Origin of the sequence: Pseudoalteromonas sp. (assembly GCF_036960685.1) — a bacterium.
In the GTDB taxonomy this organism is placed as follows: Bacteria; Pseudomonadota; Gammaproteobacteria; order Enterobacterales; family Alteromonadaceae; genus Pseudoalteromonas.
Window position 1 is genome coordinate 1 of record NZ_JBALXK010000053.1, and the last position, 4,871, is coordinate 4,871.

Annotated in this window: 5 protein-coding genes; 2 read left to right on the forward strand and 3 right to left on the reverse strand. The window is 39.8% G+C overall.

Annotated features, from left to right (window positions below):
* Positions 1–35: 35 nt before the first annotated feature.
* Together V7783_RS20895 and V7783_RS20900 are read right to left on the reverse strand one after the other, a co-directional pair.
* Positions 36–386 (reverse strand): hypothetical protein, encoded by a 351-nt coding sequence (locus V7783_RS20895; RefSeq protein WP_335680370.1) that lies wholly within the window; start codon positions 384–386, stop codon positions 36–38.
* A gap of 85 nt (positions 387–471) precedes the next feature.
* Positions 472–921 carry a host attachment protein gene (locus V7783_RS20900; protein ID WP_101031852.1) on the reverse strand — a complete coding sequence of 150 codons (450 nt, stop codon included), beginning with the start codon at positions 919–921 and terminating at the stop codon, positions 472–474.
* An 829-nt stretch (positions 922–1,750) separates the two neighbouring features.
* Here V7783_RS20900 and V7783_RS20905 point away from each other — a divergent pair.
* The gene (locus tag V7783_RS20905; RefSeq protein WP_335680371.1) at positions 1,751–3,628 is read left to right on the forward strand and encodes a DUF294 nucleotidyltransferase-like domain-containing protein; all 1,878 of its coding nucleotides are present in this window, start codon (positions 1,751–1,753) and stop codon (positions 3,626–3,628) included.
* Positions 3,629–3,638: 10 nt separating this feature from the next.
* Positions 3,639–4,355: a 3'-5' exonuclease gene (locus tag V7783_RS20910; protein WP_335680372.1), complete on the forward strand. Its 717-nt coding sequence runs from the start codon at positions 3,639–3,641 to the stop codon at positions 4,353–4,355.
* A gap of 78 nt (positions 4,356–4,433) precedes the next feature.
* Here the strand turns inward: V7783_RS20910 and V7783_RS20915 are convergent.
* Positions 4,434–4,871, reverse strand: a 438-nt coding sequence (locus V7783_RS20915) for a BCCT family transporter (RefSeq protein ID WP_335680373.1), incomplete at its 5' end; no start/stop codon positions are given.

A 4,871-nucleotide genomic window follows, 5' to 3' on the forward strand; every position in this document is an offset into this window, starting at 1 on the left:
TCTTTGGTTACTTCCCTGCCCTTAAGGCCGCGCAACTAGACCCGATAGAAACCATGCGTCATGAATAGACTGGTTGATGATCGCTGCTTTTTATCAACGAGAGGAACAAAGGCTTTATATTGTTTTTGTGGACTTATTTGGTAGATGTCCTCCATGCTTGAAGCGTCCATTTTAGGTATCATGCATTGCTTATCTGCATTTTTTTTTATGTCTACTATAGCAACTGGTATGGATACCCCCCCATCTAATAACAAATAATTCCCGTTTCGGTAATATGAGACCCAGGCTTTAGCTGCAACTAAAGCTTTTTTTGTCGTAGTTCGATTGAGTGCAGGCAGCTCTACTGAGAAACCGATACCAACAACAAACGCGACAAAGGACGGCAAGCATTACCCTCGAATAGTCTACTGGGTCTTGTTAAATTTTGTTGCCTCCACTGTATATGGGTTAATAAAAAATGCTTTGGCCGCATTATGAGGTTAAAAGTGGAAGAATAGTGGGCAGGTGACCTCGAATCGTGGCAATGTCCTGCTTAACTATGTCTTTGTCTATTTCTAGGGTAATAAGCTTAGCGACGTTGTCGCTCATTACCTTGCGTAAGTTGCCAAGGAACTGAGGTTCAGCAACCACGATCAATTGGCTAAATTTTTGCGCATTATATTCAGCCTCAAGATATCTACATATATCTCTAGCAAATTCTACCGCCTCATACTCTTTGGGCTCTGTTTTACCTCCCACAGCATGGTGACTAAACGTTGCACCACCAGCCTGACGTCCTGGTAGATCAGAGGTTAGCTTCTGTTCATGTTGTCTTGATTCGGGGTGGATCATGCTCTTAATCTCATTTAATGCGGATTTTGCTGTTTCGGCGTTAAATAGACGTGCATGAGCGCTATCGGCGACTAAAATCCAACTGCTCATTATTTATCTCCCAATAAGTTCATCATTAATAAATTGTCTTATTAAAAATAAGACAATCGAGTCACTTAATTATAGACAATATTTTTGTTAATTCTTTGGAATCGATTGCTGTTAGCTTGTTTCTTTGAATTAACGTCTTTCTCAGCAGTGAAGTTTGCTGGTGCACATTTTGCGTTTTTTTCAAAGACCACTACTGTGCACTAAATCCGTTGCAGCACTTGTTCGCTATCCTTTTACGGTAGAACTCCATCTTAAAACCCTGCTGTTCAGTTTCTGATACCGTACCAATACACTGATATTATTTGTCTCAATTAACTTGTAGATTAACGTTTAGGTATATTTTTGTGAAAAATCGTGTTTACGGTTCTCCAATACCTCGGCATTATCGGGTTATCATCACAATACGTTAGTTTACATAAATGGGAGATCTATCAAGATTATCATGTCATATATGAACAATTTACTTATCACCGCATAAACATAGCGTTCATTCACCAAGATGGTTGCCAGTAAAAAATTTATCCATTTTTGGCGATGTTCATAGTTAATATATAGGTGTAATTCTCCTGTCATATTATCAGGCTCCCCAGAAATGCTTAAGTACAATACGCCAACACAGTGATAGTATTGTGTGTCATTTAAACTGACTATCGTTTATCTTGGTCTAACGATTATTTGTTACTTACAAGCAAATCAAGGTAACTAAAGACGAGACCAACAGTTAAATATTCAGCAAAAATTATGGCTGCTCATATTTTAGCTTTACTCGTATAATATCTAAATCGATATAAACAAAAGCTCCAGTCATCACCAACTAGCAGGCCTATTAATGTCAGCCGAACTACACGAAATTAAAAGCTTTATCGCTCAGTACGCCCCTTTTGATCAGCTTCCAGAACAAGTCATAATCGACATTGCGCAAAGTGTTGAGATTTCTTATTACCGTACCGATAGCATGATTGTTAACTTTAACGACAATATTACCGAACTGTATATGATCCGCAGTGGCGTCGTTGAGTTATATCGCCGTAAAGGTGAACTGTACAATCGTCTAGATCAGGGACAGTTATTTGGCCAAATGGGCTTACTCACCAATAATAAAGTACGTTTCCCAGCCAAAGCGGTAAAAGATACCTTGGTATACTGTATTCCAGAATTGGTATTCACTAACTTATGCGAGCTTTATGACGATTTCGCTGATTTTGTTGAAGTGGAAGATACTACCCGTTTAAAACAGGCGGTAAAAGGTAAAACCGATGATGCTAATGCACTGACCACTTCCAAAGTGAAAACATTATTGACGAGAGAAGCAGTCGTTATTTCCTGTAATAGCACTATTCAAGCGGTAGCTCAGATAATGGCCGAAGAAAATGTTTCTGCTGTATTAATAAATGATCCTGATATAGAGGACCCGCAGGATAGCAGTTTTGTTGGTATTATTACCGAACATGATCTCTGCGCTAACGTCATTGCAGCTGGGGTAAATGTTGATAATCCGATTTCACAAGTCATGTCGACCAATTTGATTTCACTGGATCATAACGCTTATATTTTTGAAGCAATGCTGCTCATGCTGCGTTATAACATTCATCATCTACCTATTCTAAAAAATAAAAAGCCCATTGGCCTAATTGAAGTTGCAGATATTATCCGTTACGAATCGCAAAATAGTTTGTTATTTGTAAGCAGTATCTTTCAGCAGAAAAGTAGCGAGGATTTAGTGCTGCTTTCTGCACAGTTAAAAAACTGTTTTGTGCGCATGGTTAACGAAGATGCTAATTCACATATGGTCGGGCGGGCAATGTCTGAAATCGGTCGCAACTTTAAACAGCGTTTATTAGAACTTGCCGAAGAGATGTTCGGTCCCCCGCCTGTTCCCTACTGCTTTTTAGCACTGGGCTCGATGGCTCGAGATGAGCAACTGATGGTAACCGATCAAGATAATGCCATAATCCTTGATAATAGCTATCAAGTCGCGTTGCATGGTGCGTATTTTGAAAAGTTAGCCAATTTTGTTTGCGATGGTTTAGCTGCCTGCGGTTACAGTTACTGCACTGGTGATATTATGGCAAGCAACCCTGAGTTTCGCAAAACACGATCTCAGTGGGAAGATTGTTTCGGTGATTGGATAGATAATCCAAACCCTCAAGCTTTATTAAACTGCTCTATTTTCTTCGATCTTACGGGTGTCTATGGCCGGGTAAAATGGGCTGAGCAATTAAATGCATTTATCCTGCGCAAAACCAAGAAAAACAACCGTTTTTTAGCCTGTTTGGCGCACAATGCCCTTAATCGTAAGCCCCCACTGGGATTTTTTAAAGATTTTGTGATGGAAAAAGATGGCCGTCATAATAACGCTATTAATTTAAAACGTCGTGGTACTGCACCATTGGCGGATCTGATCCGAGTGCATGCCTTGGCGATCGGCTCACAATCGCAAAACTCATTTCAACGCTTGGATGATATTATCGAAGCAGGTATTTTGCCTAAATCAAAGGGCGAAGATTTACAACATGCAATGGAGCTTATCTCTCTAGTACGTTTGCGTCATCAGTCATCCGATATAGAGTCTGGGATTGATCCTGATAATAATATTGAACCGGAAAGTATGTCTGATTTTGAAAGACGCAATCTTAAAGATGCTTTTTTAGTATTAAGCAATGCACAAAACTTTTTAAAATATCGCTATACTTCAAACAAACTTTAAAGGTTAACTCATGAACAATTTCAGTAATCAGGAGATTTTAAACTGGGCGGCCTTGCTAAAATTAAAAGCCAAAAACAGTAAAGATCCACGCTTGGTTGATTTTTATAATACCGGAACCTATAGTAATGAAACGCTATTAAATGATATTGATTTTGTCGCGCTTGATTTTGAAACGACAGGCTTAGATTCACAGCAAAACAGCATCATTAGTATTGGTTTGGTACCCTTTAATTTACAGCGCATTTTTTGCCGCAAAGCAAAAGAATGGTATCTCAATCCACAGGATAAATTACAAGAAAACTCAATTATTATTCATGGTATCACCCACTCGGATTTACAAGATGCACCGGATCTGTTGCGTATTTTAGAGCAGCTTTTAGCTGAACTGGCAGGAAAAGTGGTGGTGGTACATTATCGGCATATTGAGCGTGATTTTCTTGATCACACTTTACGCTTGTTGATTAATGAAGGTATTATCTTTCCGGTTATCGATACCATGCAGATTGAGGCTAATTTGCAACGGGTTAATTCGTCGGGCTTGCTTAATTTCTTTAAAAGAAAACGCCCAGAGTCCATTCGTCTTGCTGATAGCCGTGCGCGTTACAACTTACCCGCTTACCCGCCTCACGATGCCTTAACCGATGCAATTGCCACCGCGGAATTAATGCAGGCTCAAATTAAATATCATTTTAGTCCCGACACTGCGATTAAAAAATTGTGGTTATAACGTCTCTGTGATGAGAGCACAATACTAGACAAAAAAAGCCGATGATTCAATCATCGGCTTTTTTGTAGCAAGTAGAAACTAGCTTTTATTATGCTTTTCGGTACGCATACCCATCAACAAACTGACACACATTACCAATAAAATAATGGTAAAGGGTAGCGCTGTCGAAATAGCACCCGCTTGCAACGCCTCAATCGCCTCAGTACCACCAACCCAGAGTAACACTGCTGCAATAGCTCCCTCGATTGTTGCCCAAAAAATACGTTGTGGAACCGGCGCATCAATTTTACCACCGGCAGTAATACTGTCTATGACCAACGACCCGGAATCGGAAGAGGTAATAAAGAAAACCAGTACCAGTAGCACAGCTATCATTGATAAAATATTACCTAATGGCAGCGCATCAAACATCTGGAACATCGCAAGCGGAACGTCCGTTAACCCTTCACTGCCTAATATGCCAACTTCATTGACAACTTGGTCAATAGCGACACCACCAAAGACAGACATCCATAG

Excerpts from the sequence above, each read along its gene's own strand:
- V7783_RS20910 (WP_335680372.1), top strand. The coding sequence starts at position 3,639 with ATGAACAATTTCAGTAATCAGGAGATTTTAAACTGGGCGGCCTTGCTA.
- V7783_RS20900 (WP_101031852.1), bottom strand. The coding sequence starts at position 921 with ATGAGCAGTTGGATTTTAGTCGCCGATAGCGCTCATGCACGTCTATTT.
- V7783_RS20905 (WP_335680371.1), top strand. The coding sequence starts at position 1,751 with ATGTCAGCCGAACTACACGAAATTAAAAGCTTTATCGCTCAGTACGCC.